Raw genomic sequence first — 15,390 nt, 5'->3', positions numbered from 1 at the left:
TTCTTTCCTCTTGTATCTTTATTCTACGATAGAAATTCATAAATCCCCGCTGCGCCTTGACCTGTTCCAACACACATGGTAACCATGCCGTACTTGCCTTGCATATTACGTTTACGCATTTCATCAAATAATTGCACTGATAATTTTGCGCCCGTACAGCCTAATGGATGTCCAAGGGCAATAGCACCGCCGTTCACATTTACGATATCCGGATTTAATTTTAACTCTCTAATGACCGCTAAGGACTGTGAAGCAAAAGCTTCGTTCAGTTCTATTAGTTCAACGTCATCCTGTTTTAGACCGGCTTGTTTTAAGGCCTTAGGAACCGCCGCTACGGGTCCTATTCCCATGATACGAGGTGGCACACCTGCAGCTGCATAGTTTACTAGGCGCGCAATAGGTTCAAGATTTAGCTCTTTTACCATCTCCTCACTCATTACCATGACAAAGGCGGCACCATCACTCATTTGGGAAGAGTTCCCTGCGGTGACGCTTCCGCCAGCTGCAAATACTGGGCGTAGTTTATTCAGTACCTCCACGGAAGTTCCTTTTCTAGGACCTTCATCTTTCGTTACGGTATATTTTCTAGTTGTCTTTTTTCCATCGGCACCTAAAAGTGTTTGTTCCACCTCAATAGGAACAATCTGCTCTTGAAAACGGTCCTCGGATTGCGCTTTAAGTGCTTTCATATGCGAGTTGTACGCAAACTCATCTTGGTCTTCTCTGGACACTTTGTATTCTTGGGCAACGGCTTCTGCAGTGTTACCCATGCCCCAATAGTAATCTTCATGACCTGCTTTAACAATATCGTAGTTGAGCTCTGTCTTATAACCTGTCATGGGTACTGAACTCATACTCTCTGCCCCGCCGGCAATAATACAATCTGCCATGCCGGCCTGTATTTTAGCTGTTGCTATTCCTATGGTTTCAATACCAGAGGAACAAAAACGGTTTACCGTAACGCCTGGCACATCTACTATGTCCAGTCCCATGAGTGATATTAAACGTGCCATGTTCAATCCCTGCGAACCTTCTGGCATTGCGTTCCCTACTATAACATCGTCAATACGTTTCTTGTCCAACTGGGGAAGCTCCTTCATCATATGTTCAATGGTTTCGGCCGCTAGCTCGTCGGTCCTTTTGAATCTGAAAACACCCTTGGGTGCTTTTCCCACTGCGGTTCTATATCCTTTAACTATGTATGCTGTTTTCATAATGGCCCCCTAGCCCCCAAAGGGGGAACGCCTATTAGGGGTCAATAGGGTTTTAAATTTTACTATTTTCTTTTCGGTTAAACACCTTATTTTATTTTTAAAAGTCTCTCCTTTGGGGAGATTTAGAGGGGCTCCTAATTACGCAAGGGTTTTCCAGTTTTCAGCATATGTTGAATACGCTCTAAGGTTTTTCGTTCCGTACAGAGCGATAAAAATGCTTCTCGTTCTATATCTAGTAAGTATTGTTCTGAAACATAGGTCGGTTCCGATAAGTCTCCACCGGCCATTACATATGCCAGTTTGTTCGCTATTTTTTTATCGTGTTCGCTAATGTATCTACTGGCTTCCATCGCATCGGTTCCTACCAAAAACATACCCAACGCCTGTTTCCCCAGTACCTTAACATCTTTACGAGAAGGTGGTTGTGTGTAACCCGCTTCTGCCATTAGTTTGGCATGAGCTTTTGCGGTAGCAATTTGGCGGTCCTTATTCACGACGACAATATCTTTTCCTTTTTGAAGGATCCCTAAATCATACGCTTCGTAGGCCGAAGTGGAAACTTTGGCCATACCAATGGTAAGGAAATACTCTTGAAGTATATTGAGCTCCACATCTCCTTTTCTAAAAGAATCCGAAGCTCTGAGCGCAAATTCTTTTGAACCTCCACCTCCGGGAATTACTCCGACACCGAATTCTACTAATCCGATATATGTTTCTGCGGCGGCAACAACCTTGTCCGCATGTAATGAAAGTTCACATCCACCACCGAGGGTCATTCCATGGGGAGCTGAAACGGTAGGAATGGCAGAATAACGCATGCGCATCATGGTATCCTGGAACATTTTAATGGCCATATTTAGCTCATCATACTCTTGCTCTACCGCCATCATAAAAATCATGCCTATATTGGCTCCTACCGAAAAATTAGCTGCTTGGTTACCAACAACAAGACCCTGATAGTCTTTTTCGGCCAGGTCAATGGCTTTATTCAATCCTGCTAAGACATCGCCGCCAATGGTGTTCATTTTAGACTGGAATTCTACATTCAAAATGCCATCTCCTAAATCTTCAATAACTACACCACTATTTTTAAAGACCTCTTTAGACTTTCTAATATTATCTAAAATGATAAAGGCATCCTGACCTGGAATCTTCACCATTTCTTTTTTAGGAATATCATAGAAATACGTAGCGCCATCTTTTACACTGTAAAAGGAGGTAACTCCTGCCGCTTTCATCTCGGACACCCATTTTGCGGCTTCTTGATTTTCAGCAGCTATAAATTCCAAACCTTTGTCGAGACCCACGGCATCCCAAATCTGGAAGGGTCCGTGTTCCCAACCGAATCCGGCTTTCATGGCATCATCAATCTTATAAAGCTCGTCCGTTATTTCTGGGATACGGTGTGAAACATAAGCAAATAATTGCCCAAAACTTTTTCTGTAAAATTCTCCCGCTTTATCTTTTCCACCAACTAGAACAGAGAAACGGTCTACTACCTTATCGATTGTTTTAGTTAATTCTAGCGTAGCAAACTTAGCACTCTTTTTGGAGCGGTAGTCCATGGTATCCAAGTCCAGTGTTAGGATTTCTGTTTTGCCTTTATCGTTTTTTATCTTTTTGTAAAAACCTTGTCCGGATTTACTACCTAACCATTTATTCTCCATCATGGTCTTGATAAAATCCGGAAGGGCGAACAAAGCTAACCTTTCATCGTCCTTACAATTGTCCGCAATACCGTTGGCTACATGAACCAAGGTATCTAAACCTACGACATCTACGGTTCTGAACGTGGCGGATTTTGGTCTACCGATTATAGGACCAGTGAGTTTATCAACCTCTTCAACGGTCATTCCCATTTCCTTAACGGCGTGGAACAAACTTTGAATACTAAAGATGCCAATACGGTTACCAATAAAGGCTGGTGTGTCTTTCGCGATTACGGAAGTTTTACCCAAAAATTGTTCACCATATCCGTTTAAGAACTCCAACACTTCGGGAGAAGTCTTTGGACCTGGTATGATTTCAAATAATTTCAAGTAACGTGCAGGGTTAAAAAAATGTGTTCCACAGAAATGCTTCTGGAAATCATCACTTCTTCCCTCACTCATAAACTTTATTGGAATACCCGAGGTATTGGAGGTGATAAGCGTACCCGGGGTTCTATGCTTTTCTAATTTTTCGAAAACAACCTTCTTAATATCCAAACGCTCTACCACAACTTCAATGATCCAATCAACTTGCGCCACCTTTGCGATATCGTCCTCCAGATTTCCGGTGGCGATACGTTTTGCAAAAGCTTGATGATAAATAGGAGAGGGTTTTGATTTTAGGGCAGCGGTCAGCGAATCATTGACCAAACGGTTACGAACTACTTTGTCGTCCAAGGTAAGACCTTTCGCTTTCTCCTTGTCATTGAGTTCTCTAGGAACAATATCCAGAAGTAATACTTCTACACCTATATTGGCAAAATGACAGGCAATGCCACTTCCCATTATTCCCGAACCAATAACTGCTACTTTTTTGATATGCTTGTTCATGTACTATGAGCGGTATTAGTGATTTGATTTATCTTTAATATAAATATTCTTGTCTGCTATAAGCTTGTTTATAGTCTCCGTTACCTCAAAAAAACCTTTTAATTTATCCTCGGAAACGTGCTGTTTTACCACTTCATTAAATCTCAATACAACATCTTTTGAATCCTTTCTTTTTTCCAGTCCAAATTCCGTCAAGTGTATTAAAACTCCTCGACCATCCGCAGGGTTAGGCTTTCTCAAAATAAGTCCCTTCTCCTCCATACTCTTTAAAATCCTAGAAAGACTGGTGGCTTCCATTCCCATTTTTGGTCCAAGCGCAGTAGATGGTGTCCCTGTTCTTGGGTCAATACTTAAAAGGGTAAAGCCAACTGCCATGGTACTTTCAAAACTTTTTGCCTCTTCATTGTACATTCTGGCAACGGCTTGCCAGGTAGCACGAAGGGCATAATCTATGGTCAGTTCCTTCATTGGTTATTTTTAAGCCATCCAAATATAGGAAAAATTTATTATGCATGCATAATAAATCTCTTGAAATTAGATGAAGGAATAAATTTGAAGTACTACGATGAAGTTTCAAGAAGCTTTTCGTTGTTTTCTGGTTTCTTTATCAAGTACCGCAGGAAATGGGGAAGGAAAATTGGTCAAAAGTGCAAATACCGCAGGGACTGGAAAAATCAGTGGCGTATCAACTAGTTTCGTAGGCCGATATAGGCCGCAACCTAATGCACAGGCTTTTTATATGCAGGAAGAAAATTTCTTGGTTTCGATGAAATCTACCACTAGATGCGCATTAAATCACTTATATATCTCTAGGTAAGCGATAGACTGGGAATTTGTCTAATGGCCATACATATCATTATATAATGCAATGTATTTTTCTTTAATGATATTCCTCTTCATTTTCATGGTAGGGGTGAGGTGACCGTCTTCCGGGGTCCACACATCTGCTGTTAAGCGGAATACTTTAATCTGTTCCCATTTACCAAAGTGCTGGTTACAGGTATCCAATTCTTTCTGAATACGTTTCACGACCTCAGGGGAAGCCGACATTTCTTCAAGAGAACCGCCTACATTCTTTTTCTTTTTAGCAATCCATTCCTTTACAAACTCGAAGTTAGGTTGTATAATGGCCGCTGGCATCTTTTCACCTTCACCCACTACCATAACTTGTTCAATGAAACGGCTTTGTTTTAATTCGTTTTCTAACAGGGTGGGAATAACATATTTACCTCCAGAGGTTTTGAACATCTCTTTTTTACGGCCTGTTATTTTTAGGAAACCTTCGCTATCCACTTCGCCTTTGTCACCGGTATGAAAATAATCTCCGGTCATCACTTCGTTGGTCTTTTCCGGGTCTTTATAGTATCCCATCATTACGTTAGGTCCTTTTATTAGGATTTCACCATCATCCGCAATCTTTATTTCTACGTTCTCAATGGCTTTCCCTACACTGCCCACTTGGTACATATTATCCGCCATCATACCTACAGACACAATAGGGGAAGTCTCCGTGAGTCCGTAACCTTCCATCACCGGCATGCCTGCAGCGCCGAACACCTTCCCGAGTCTAGATTGCAATGCGGCACTACCCGAGACCATGGTCACTAGGTCACCGCCCAACGCTTCTCTCCACTTACTGAAAATAAGTTTATTGGCAATACCCAGTTTAAACTCGTACCACGCTCCATTCTGCCTGTAAGGCTTCCATTGTTCCCCCAGTTCTACGGCCCAAAAAAATAATTTTTTCTTAATTCCCGTAAGTTCTGTTCCTTTAGCAAAAATCTTATCAAAAAGTTTTTCCAGTAGACGCGGAACAACGGACATGAGCTGTGGCTTCACCTCTTTAATATTCTCGCCTATCTTATCGATACCTTCGGCGTAATAGACCGCTGTACCGGAGTATTGATAAATATAAATAAGCACCCGCTCAAAGATGTGACATAGGGGCAAAAAGCTCAAGACCTTCGTCTCACCGTCCATTAGCGGTAAACGCTTAGCTCCGGCAAGGGCATTACTGGTGATATTATTGTGTGAAAGCATTACTCCTTTAGGTGTTCCGGTGGTTCCTGAAGTATAAATAATCGATGCCAAATCTTCAGGATTTACGGCATCTTTTCTTTTTTGAAGCTCCTCCGCATTACTGGTATCCGAACCTAAATCAAAAAGCTCAGTATAATTCTTACAGCCTTCAATTTTATCAAAGCTGAAAATCTCTTTCAATTTCGTGTTCGGCAGGACTTTTTTTACTTTTTCCAATACCTCTTCGTCGGAGACAAAACAATAAATAGATTCACTATGGTTCAGTACATATTCGTATTCCTCAGCAGAGATCGTAGGGTAAATAGGTATGGTCTGCGCGCCCGTTTGTAGTACACCAATATCCATGATGTTCCATTCCGTTCTATTGGACGAGGAGATAACCGCTACTTTATCATTTTTCTTAATCCCCATTCGTAAAAGAGCCCTGCTCACTGCGTTGGCTTTATCCAAGTAGTCTTTTGTGGAGGTAGCCACCCATTGTCCGTCATATTTGGTAACTAAAGATGTTTCCAAATTATATTTCTCTAACTGATAGTAAGGAAAATCGAAAAGACGGGTAACTTTTTGCATACTAGGTTTCTTTTAAGTAATTGCAAAATAGGGAAAGAACGGCAATATTAAAATAGGAGAAGTAAAATAAGGGCTATAATTTTTAATTATCCGCAATGAGCTCGATTAAATTATATGAAAAGATGTCCAAGCTTAGCTAGAATTTCTTAATCCCTACAAATGGTGTCTTTGTCGTTAAGGGAAGCAGGTATGTTATTTAGCTAAGAATTGTAATACTCTTTTGCTTTTTTAGTTACTTTAGGAATAGAGATTTATACTATAAAACCAATGAAAAAATTATTTAGCTTTTGTTCAGTACTGTTAATATTGATGGGATGTGCTGAAAAAGAACCCAAAATTCCCATTTACGCATGGACCGGTGGACCTGGAGATGCAACGGATACGGAACTGCTGGAAAAATTCCATGATTTTAAGGACAAAGGTATTGACGGATTAATGTTTAACGGAGGACATGACCCTGAAACGTATAAACGTGTAGGCGCTTTGGTAAAGCAAGCGGGGATGGAATTTCACGCATGGATACCCACCATGGTCCAGGGCGAAAACCCAAAAATAGCTAAAGACTTGTACGCTCATAATCGCAATGGGGAATCCGCATGAGATAAACCGGCTTATGTGGATTATTATAAATTTCTTTGTCCCAATAAAGAAGGTACTTATAAGTTTTTATCGGAGTTATACGGCAGCGTAGCCGCCGTAGAGGAGATAGATGGCATACATTTGGATTATATACGTTTTCCTGATGTTATCCTTGCAGAAGGACTCTGGGACAAATACGGGCTGGTCATGGATCAAGAATTTCCGGAGTATGATTACTGCTATTGCGATACGTGTACGTCCGATTTTAAGGAACAAACAGGCATTGCCATTAAAGAGGTAGAGGATGCCTCACAAGTGCAAGAATGGAAACAGTTTAGATATGATATAATCACAACAATGGTGGGTCGTTTGGCTAAAGTAGTCCATAAAGAAGGAAAAGAAATTAATGCCGCGGTATTCCCTGGTCCTTCCATTGCTAAAAAGTTAGTGCGTCAAGAGTGGAACAAATGGGATTTAGATGCGGTTTACCCCATGAATTACAACGATTTTTATTTAAAAAATCCAGAATGGGTAGGAACTATAGTAGATGAAGAAGTACGTGCCGTTGAAGGCTTGAAACCGATTTATAGCGGACTTTTCATTTGTCCAAATCCGGAGAATAAAACTCAAGAGAACGATCCAGAAAATCATGGACTCTTACCTTCCGAGATAGGAACGGCTATTAGGGCTTCCATGGAAAACGGAGCTACCGGCATTTGTTTATTTACACCAGAACGAATGAAACCTGAACATTGGGAAGCTTTTGAAAAGGCCATCTACGTGGATTATACGAAGGAATAAGAGCATCTCATAATCCTTAACTTTCTGGTTCAATTATTCTCGGATACTACCGAGCGGATACTTAACTGCATATCCGTAATGTAAATAATCACAATCTTTTTATGGACTACAACCACTCGTCTACAATAAATCGTTTTTGAACGGGTTATATATACGTTTGATACTTTTGTATGAAAAATCTTTTATTATATACTATAGATTTGCTTCATAATCAACGTCCCAAATTAAAACGTTATGAAAACAAATTAGACTTTCAGTAGGCTAAGAGAAATACTAATCTCTTTCATCAGCCTTTTTTTTATGTACCATACTAGTGCCCAATCAGAACCTTTCAATTGTGATTTTAACGCTTATCTGTTTCAATACAATGATGTATAAGCGCTAGACCTAGCATCGGGTAGTTCGTACTTGGTAGCTCCTGATATTACTGAGGGCAAGATTAATGCTGCGGCCTATAATTCTGCAGATGGTTACTTATGGGGTTATCTAAGTTCACTTTCCATTTCTCTTGTTAGGATAGGAAAGGATTTTAGTACAGAAATTTATACGATTCCAGAACTTCCTAACAACGGTAACAAGTACGTTGGTGCTATCTCCCTTGATGGTGTATACTATTTTAAGGCTGGCGGTAGTAGCTATTATAGTGTAGACCTTAATCCTGAATCTAACAACTATCTTCAATATTTAGGAACACAACAACTTAGTCAAAGCGTTAAGATACATGATTGGGCCTTTAATGCGGTGGACAATATGCTGTATACGGTAGAACAAAATACCAATTTTCTTTTACGAATAGACGCCGGCACGGGAGAAGTTCAGAACTTAGGGGAAGTACCTATCTTATCCGGTTTTTCATATACCTATGGGGCGGTATATTTTGATGTAGATGGAAACTTTTACGTGTCTGCAAATCAGACGGGTTCGGTATATAAGATTAGTAGTGTCCATGAAATCGAAAATGGAAGCATGAACTCTAATATTTTCGCTTTCGGTCCCGCCGCATCAAGTAACGATGGTGCCCGTTGTCCTACCGCACCAGTACCGCAAGAAGATTGTAAAAATGGTGTGGACGACGATGGAGACGGTCTTACCGACTGTGATGACCCCTCATGCTCGGGTGTTGCTAGTTGTCCCGTTATAAAAACTACCTCGAGCGCAAATAGCGGAGGACTAGAAAGCAATGATAGACTCGCAAATTTAATAAGTAATAGAAATTACAATAGAGCCAAAACCAATTACACATTCAATAAAAACGATGCTAAGAAAGTACGCAAGAGCCAATTATATGGTAAGAGCGCTAAAAACGGAGTACGTGATATACCCTTAGGAACTTTAGTTCCGCTAGGAATAATAGGAGAAAGCAGTACTATAGAATCTTCTCCAGATGATTTACTGGACCTGACCAATGCATCGGATATTTACTCCGTGGACTACCTTAACGGAATAGAGAATTTAGCCTCCGTAATGGTAATTAAAACAGAGGAACAGGTTTATGAACACAGTAAGTTTATTTGCGACAGATTTTTAGGGGCAGAGCTACTTTCTGTTTCCAACATACAACTAAGGGAAAAGGATTTTATCAAATCTATCATCAAACAACCGGACGGTAGTCTAGAATTTGCATTGACCTTTTCGGCGAGGGTAAATACCAACAGTGAATTTGTAGTGGAGTCGCATTGGAATATTGATGCTTACCCTAATGATACGGCGTACTATAATTTTCAAATATGGTCCAATTCTGTAGACGGACTCTTACTGTTAGCAGATGAAATCTTAAACCTATTGGAGGCTAATGCAACCATCGCTAACTATGCAAGTTCAACACCACCTCCCGTATTCGTTAAATCTGCGAGTTATAGGAACGGAGAGGTATTCCTAAATCTAATCAATAGAAATAAATCGGAACGGATTAATCTAGAAGGCGGCATGAAGTTAACCGAAACCAGTACTACGGAAACGATAGGGGTATCTGCTGAGATAGATGGATACCTGGATACGGTTTCCCTAAAGACCGGAACATTATTCGATTTAGGTTTTAGAGTAAGTGCCGGATTGGGTGATACCCCAGATGATCTATTCGTAGCCGACGCTCCATGGGGGCTAGATGCCAGTACTACAGGAACAGTTGTAGCCGACTATATGGTATTACCGGCCGACGGTCCATATCTTGGAGATGGTTACCCTATCGAACGGAATATTGCGCTGAAAGGAACAACTCAAGATTACTTAGGCGTCTATCGCGCTCTTAGTCCTCGATTTTCTCCGGTGGATTTAAGCGCTTACGAAAAGTTAAGTTTTGAAGCCCAAGGCACTGGTGTTCTTGAAGTAAAGCTATTAAAGGGAGATGGGACAAGTTATGTAAGCACGGTAAACTTAACCGAAGAGCTCAATACCTACACTTTGAACGATACTGATTTTGAGGGAGAGACAGTGACCGACTTTGCCGACTTAAAAGTAATTGTCTTTAATTTGGTCGCTAAGAACGGTTATCGTGAGGAGAAATCAATGAACTTATCTAATATTGATTTTAATAATAGGGAGTCCTCGGTAACCTTCATAGATGCGGATACCAACAAATCTGTTGTATATCCCAATCCTATGGTAGAAGCTGCGTCCATCTATTTCTATGAACAGACAAATAATTCATATACGTTTGACCTGTTTACCATGACGGGTAGGCGCATAGGTTCTCATCACCAAGAAGGGGATAGTGTTTCTGGTCAGAACAACATTGAAATAAGAAGAAAAGGATTGTCTCCAGGACTTTATTTGTACAAGATAAAGAGTAGTACGGATAAAATATGGAGTGGAAGATTAATAGTCAGATAATTAGGTTGGATGTTTGGTAGCTGCGCCCGTCATATTGTTTGACGGGTGCAGTTTTTTTATGGTATTTTTATTAGAGCTCAACAAGCACTTCAAAATTAGCCTTTGTCGCTATTGGTGTACCCTCTGACGACATACCCTCAAGAACTACCTGATAATCTCCAAGCGTATCACCCGCATAAAAGGAAACCAATGCTTTTCCGTTTTCATCTAGTTCAACATAGGGTTTCCAAAGTAGGGTGGTGCGGTTATCATTAGCAACCGGTTTAGACCGATTTGAATCATATTTAGGCTCATAAAACCTTCTGGAATAATTACAATTCTCAGTTTTGACCCTATCCGTTATTCTTTAAAACCCAATCCCTGGCATTCGCAAAAGCTTCTAACCATGGCGAGACTTCATCGTTCCGGTCCGTAGGATAGTACGCCCAATTCCATGGAAAAGTAGAACGCTCTATATGTGGCATGGTGACCAAGTGTCTTCCTGTTTTATCGCAGAGCATGGCCGTATTAAAATCGCTTCCGTTAGGATTTGCAGGATAGGTCTCATATCCATACTTGGCTACGATGTCGTATTGATTTTCATCTTCTGGAAGGCAGAATTTCCCTTCTCCGTGCGAAATCCATACGCCCAAAGTGGCTCCAGCCAAACTGGATAACATGACCGAATTATTCTCTTGAACTTGGACCGAGGTAAAGTTACTCTCGTGTTTATGAGAATCGTTATAGGTCATCTTTCCATGGGTTTTATGCGCTGGGTTAATGAGGTCCAATTCCATGAACAATTGGCAGCCGTTGCAAATACCTACGGACAGGGTATCCGGTCTTGCAAAGAAATCCTTGATGACCTTGTTCGCTTTTTCGTTGTATTTAATGGCTCCTGCCCATCCTTTGGCACTTCCCAATACATCCGAATTGGAGAAGCCGCCAACTGCGCCAAGGAACTGAATATCTTCCAAGGTTTCACGTCCCGAAATTAAATCGGTCATATGTACATCCTTTACATCAAAACCGGCCAAATACATGGCGTTTGCCATCTCCCGTTCGGAATTACTTCCTTTCTCACGAAGGATGGCTGCCTTTGGCCTCTCGATTTCGCTCGAAGTGACGGGCAGTTTTCCTGTAAAATCAGTCGGGAAGAAATATGTTAATGGCTGCTTCTTATAATTATCAAAGCGGTCTTTTGCCAATCCGTTTGCGGTCTGTTTGTCATCCAACAAATACGAAGTTTTAAACCAAGTATCCCGCAAGGAGAATATATTCAGTCCCATTTCCATACCCGCATTTTTAATGCGAAGTGTAGCTTCCGAGGTAACGCTTCCGATGCGTTTAATATCAATTTTGGCATCCAAAAGCATTTGTACGATCACATTATCCTTTAACTGAAAAACAATACCTGCATTCTCGGAAAACAAGAGTTTCATGGTATCCGATTCGCCTAAGGATGTCAAATCCAAATCCGCCCCGAGGTCCGTATCTGCAAAACAAAGTTCTAATAGTGTTGTTATTAATCCACCGGACGCAACATCATGACCAGCAAGGACTTGCCCTTCCTTGATTAAAGTTTGCATTAAATCGAAAACGGATTTGAAATAAGCGTCGTTCTGTATGGTCGGGGCTTCATTCCCTATGGCATTTCGTACTTGTGCGAAAGAGGAACCACCGAGCTTATAAGCATCTTGGGATAGGTTGATGTAGTAAATGTCACCTCCGTCTTTTTGTAGTACGGGCTCTACCACTTTGCTGATATCGTTACAGTTTCCGGCAGCGGAAATAACGACCGTTCCAGGCGCAATGACATCACCGTCCTTATATTTTTGTTTCATGGAGAGCGAATCCTTTCCTGTAGGTACGTTGATACCCAGTGCAATGGAAAAATCCGATATGGCCTGCACCGCCTCGTACAATCGGGCATCTTCACCTTCGTTCTTACAGGGCCACATCCAGTTTGCTGAGAGGGAGACCGATTGTAATCCGTCTTTCATCGGTGCCCAAATAATATTCGTCAAGGCTTCCGCAATACTATTCTTACTTCCTGCCACCGGGTCTATAAGCCCGGAAATAGGGGAGTGCCCGATACTGGTCGCAATACCTTCTTTTCCTTTAAAATCCAGCGCCATTACGCCTACGTTGTTCAATGGTAATTGCAGGGGTCCGGCGCATTGCTGCTTGGCAACCCTACCGCCCACGCAACGGTCTACTTTGTTGGTCAGCCAATCCTTACAAGCAACGGCCTCTAGCTGCAATACCTGCTCCAGATAATCATGGAAAAATTCTAAGGAATACTCAGGATTTTCATAGTTTCTATTCACCGTACGGTCCGTCATAACGGTTTTGGGCGAGCTGCCGAAAATATCCGAAAGCTGCACATCCATGGGTTTTTCTCCCGTGGTGGCCGATTCGAACGTAAAACGGTCATCTCCCGTAACATCACCTACCTCGTACATGGGCGAGCGTTCCCTTTCTGCAATACGTTGTAGCAAATCCACATCTTCTTGACCAATGACCAATCCCATCCGTTCTTGGGATTCATTGCCTATGATTTCTTTGGCGGATAGGGTAGGATCGCCCACCGGAAGTTTATCCAAATCTATTTTACCACCTGTTTCCTCCACCAGTTCGGAGAGACAGTTCAGGTGACCACCTGCACCATGGTCGTGAATGGAAACAATAGGGTTTTCAGCGCTTTCTACCATACCACGAATAGCATTGGCGGCACGTTTTTGCATTTCTGGATTAGACCGTTGTATGGCGTTCAATTCAATGGCGGAACTGAATTGGCCCGTATCGGCACTGGAAACCGCAGCACCACCCATCCCGATGCGGTAGTTGTCACCACCGAGGATTACGATTTTATCCCCTGTTTTGGGTTCGTCCTTCAGGGCTTGTTCCGCTTTGCCGTAGCCGATACCTCCCGCTTGCATAATGACTTTATCGTAGCCCAAGCGTCTAGGTATCTTATCTCCGCTAGATGCGACTGTCTCTTGGTGTTCAAATGTCAATACCGAACCTGCAATTAGGGGCTGACCGAATTTATTTCCGAAATCGGACGCGCCGTTAGAAGCTTTGATGAGTATATCCATAGGCGTTTGGTAGAGCCATGGTCGTTCTGCCATGCCTTGTTCCCACGCTCTATCAGCTTCTAAGCGTGATAATGCCGTCATGTAAACGGCCGTTCCCGCTAGGGGAAGCGAACCTTTTCCACCCGCTAACCTATCCCTGATTTCTCCACCGGAACCCGTTGCAGCACCGTTAAAGGGCTCCACGGTGGTAGGAAAGTTATGCGTTTCCGCTTTTAGAGAGATGACGGAATCAAAGGCTTCTTCTTGGTAAAAATCGGGCTTATCAGCAGTTTTAGGAGCGAATTGCACTACTGTGGGTCCTTTGACGAAGGCAACATTGTCTTTATAGGCCGATACAATATCGTTGGGGTGCTCCTGAGATGTTTTCTTTATGAGTTTGAAGAGTGACGAAGGCATTTCCTTACCGTCGATAATAAAAGTTCCGTTAAAGATTTTATGTCGGCAATGTTCGGAATTTACTTGACTGAATCCAAAAACCTCGGAATCGGTAAGTTTTCTACCTATTTTTTTAGTCAGTCCTTCTAAATAGGCTACCTCCTCATCGCTTAGGGCCAACCCTTCCTGTTGGTTGTAGGCGGCGATATCATCAATATCCAGAATGGCTTCCGGTTGCACGTCTACCTTAAAAATAGCTTGGTGCAGTTGCTCATATTTTTGGAAAAGCATAGGGTCAAAATCGGTATCGGCCTCGGAAGATGCCCTAAACTCCTCTATACGGATAATGCCCGTAATACCCATATTTTGTGTAATCTCCGTGGCATTGGTGCTCCACGGCGTAATCATTGCCGCACGGGCCCCAACAAAAAAGGCGTCTAGAGACGCCGAGTTTAGTTGAGGTTGGTTACCGAATAACCAGCTTAATTTTTCTATATCGGTGGCAGTGATTTCTTGAGCAGTTTGGACGGCAAAAACTTTAGTTGCTTGGTCTCCAAAGAAGTGAATCATACGGGTCGTTTTAAAAAAATACGTCATGGCTTGTAGGCCATGGTAACATTAAAATTGTCATCCCGAACTTGCTTCGGGATATTCGCAAAATGGAAAATGCAAATTTACGATTTTAAGTGCGAATTTTTAATGGGAGGTGGACTAGTTTTCAACTATTGGTGTTGATAGTATTGAGGCATCTTTAATAAGAATCAGTAAGCCTTAAAGTCCCCAAAGCGGACAAGCGTGGTATCGTTCTGAATTGCAAAGTGAATCCAGCTTTCTATTGAACCGCCATTGGTATAATAGCCGTGGTTTTCGTTGACCGTAGTACCATCTTTGCGGATAAAGGACAAGGTATAATGTCCGTCCGATTTGTTATTCTTCATGGATAAAAAATCTTCGCGGTAGTCTTTTGGTGCGATCTCGTCAAAATTGATGCTGTCCAAATGCTCCGAAGTGAAGATTTTAATATTGGTCACTGGATAATCCGAAGTATTCTCAACCTTAAAAACAATGCCCTTATCCTGAAGCAGAAAACAGGAAGAGAGACTTAGGAAGAGACAGAGCAGGAGGAGTTTTTTCATTTTTAGGAATAGGAGTTAATTCGTATAACCTCTGAAATATATAGGATATCAGATAAATTTCAAATTAACACTTTAGAGGTCAGTAGTTAACTGCATATTAGTTTGGACTGGTATACTTTTTCTTTTCCGACCATTTTAGTTATCAGGTTGTTGAATACGGTCGCCTTGCTTTGGGAGCGGTTTATCCTGAAGCAGAACTCGTTGAAATACCTGTTGATATGAAAGT

The 15,390-nt window shown here is 41.8% G+C and carries 10 protein-coding genes and 1 pseudogene; 4 read left to right on the top strand and 7 right to left on the bottom strand.

Features of this window, described 5'->3' with window-relative positions:
- Positions 1 to 23: 23 nt before the first annotated feature.
- From BFP77_RS02565 to BFP77_RS02555, 3 genes are all read right to left on the bottom strand, one after another.
- Entirely contained in the window at positions 24 to 1,214 is a 1,191-nt protein-coding gene (locus BFP77_RS02565; RefSeq protein ID WP_099572514.1) for an acetyl-CoA C-acyltransferase, read from the bottom strand.
- A 134-nt stretch (positions 1,215 to 1,348) separates the two neighbouring features.
- Positions 1,349 to 3,754 carry a 3-hydroxyacyl-CoA dehydrogenase/enoyl-CoA hydratase family protein gene (locus tag BFP77_RS02560; protein WP_099572513.1) on the bottom strand — a complete coding sequence of 802 codons (2,406 nt, stop codon included), beginning with the start codon at positions 3,752 to 3,754 and terminating at the stop codon, positions 1,349 to 1,351.
- A 15-nt stretch (positions 3,755 to 3,769) separates the two neighbouring features.
- Positions 3,770 to 4,222: a MarR family winged helix-turn-helix transcriptional regulator gene (locus BFP77_RS02555; RefSeq protein WP_099572512.1), complete on the bottom strand. Its 453-nt coding sequence runs from the start codon at positions 4,220 to 4,222 to the stop codon at positions 3,770 to 3,772.
- Positions 4,223 to 4,319: 97 nt separating this feature from the next.
- Between BFP77_RS02555 and BFP77_RS02550 the strand changes: the two genes are divergently transcribed.
- A complete protein-coding gene (locus BFP77_RS02550; RefSeq protein WP_099572511.1) occupies positions 4,320 to 4,571 on the top strand; it encodes a hypothetical protein in 252 nt (83 codons plus the stop codon).
- 20 nt (positions 4,572 to 4,591) lie between these two features.
- Here BFP77_RS02550 and BFP77_RS02545 read toward each other — a convergent pair whose 3' ends face one another.
- On the bottom strand, positions 4,592 to 6,364 hold the full coding sequence (locus BFP77_RS02545; protein ID WP_099572510.1) for an AMP-dependent synthetase/ligase: 1,773 nt from the start codon (positions 6,362 to 6,364) through the stop codon (positions 4,592 to 4,594).
- Positions 6,365 to 6,631: 267 nt separating this feature from the next.
- Between BFP77_RS02545 and BFP77_RS17090 the strand changes: the two genes are divergently transcribed.
- The 3 genes from BFP77_RS17090 (at position 6,632) to BFP77_RS02535 (ending at position 10,573) form a co-directional block, all read left to right on the top strand.
- Positions 6,632 to 6,964, top strand: coding sequence for a hypothetical protein (locus BFP77_RS17090; protein ID WP_218963445.1), 333 nt, complete (start codon positions 6,632 to 6,634; stop codon positions 6,962 to 6,964).
- 15 nt (positions 6,965 to 6,979) lie between these two features.
- The gene (locus tag BFP77_RS02540) at positions 6,980 to 7,744 is read left to right on the top strand and encodes a hypothetical protein (RefSeq protein WP_218963444.1); all 765 of its coding nucleotides are present in this window, start codon (positions 6,980 to 6,982) and stop codon (positions 7,742 to 7,744) included.
- Between the two features lie 408 nt (positions 7,745 to 8,152).
- Entirely contained in the window at positions 8,153 to 10,573 is a 2,421-nt protein-coding gene (locus BFP77_RS02535) for a DUF6923 family protein (RefSeq protein ID WP_257212839.1), read from the top strand.
- Between the two features lie 332 nt (positions 10,574 to 10,905).
- On the opposite strand, the gene purL is transcribed toward BFP77_RS02535, so the two are convergent.
- The 3 genes and pseudogenes from purL to BFP77_RS02520 form a co-directional block, all read right to left on the bottom strand.
- On the bottom strand, positions 10,906 to 14,598 hold the full coding sequence (purL, locus tag BFP77_RS02530) for a phosphoribosylformylglycinamidine synthase (protein ID WP_099572528.1): 3,693 nt from the start codon (positions 14,596 to 14,598) through the stop codon (positions 10,906 to 10,908).
- 191 nt (positions 14,599 to 14,789) lie between these two features.
- Positions 14,790 to 15,164 (bottom strand): hypothetical protein, encoded by a 375-nt coding sequence (locus BFP77_RS02525; protein ID WP_099572509.1) that lies wholly within the window; start codon positions 15,162 to 15,164, stop codon positions 14,790 to 14,792.
- An 86-nt stretch (positions 15,165 to 15,250) separates the two neighbouring features.
- Positions 15,251 to 15,390: pseudogene (locus BFP77_RS02520) on the bottom strand (IS1595 family transposase); the annotation flags it as partial.

This window comes from Maribacter sp. 4U21 (genome assembly GCF_002742365.1).
Classification (GTDB): domain Bacteria; phylum Bacteroidota; class Bacteroidia; order Flavobacteriales; family Flavobacteriaceae; genus Maribacter.
Note: the sequence above shows the minus strand (reverse complement) of the source record. Positions and strands in the feature narration are given on the sequence as shown.